Annotated in this window: 1 pseudogene; it reads left to right on the forward strand. The window is 63.7% G+C overall.

From position 1 onward, the window contains the following. Positions 1-657, forward strand: a pseudogene (locus AC1DX2_RS25865) (heme utilization protein); the annotation flags it as partial.

Raw genomic sequence — 657 nt, forward strand, 5'->3', positions numbered from 1 at the left:
GACGTCATGACCACAGCGCAGATCGCCGCGCTGACCTCGGGCCAACTGGGCGCGCTGACCAGCGACCAGTTTGCCGTGTTCACCACCGGCGACCTGGCAGCCCTGAGCTCGCAAGCCATAGGCGCACTGCCCACGGCCACCATCGCCAACATGACCAGTGACCAGATCATTGGCCTGACCACGGCACAGGTTCCCGGGCTGACCACAGGCCAGATCAAGGCACTGACCAGCGACCAGTTCTCAGTGATCACCACAGCAGACCTGGTGGCCMTGACCACGGCCCAGTGGGCAGCGGTGAGCTCTGCTGACTTCCAGGCCATGACCACGGCGCAATTCACGGTGATTGCCACCGATGATTTGCGCGCATTCACGACCGCACAAATGAAGGCGCTCACGACGGGTCAGGTGGACGTCATGACCACAGCGCAGATCGCCGCGCTGACCTCGGGCCAACTGGGCGCGCTGACCAGCGACCAGTTTGCCGTGTTCACCACCGGCGACCTGGCAGCCCTGAGCTCGCAAGCCATAGGCGCACTGCCCACGGCCACCATCGCCAACATGACCAGTGACCAGATCATTGGCCTGACCACGGCACAGGTTCCCGGGCTGACCACAGGCCAGATCAAGGCACTGACCAGCGACCAGTTCTCAGTGATC

Source organism: Hylemonella sp. P2_B10 (assembly GCF_056404875.1).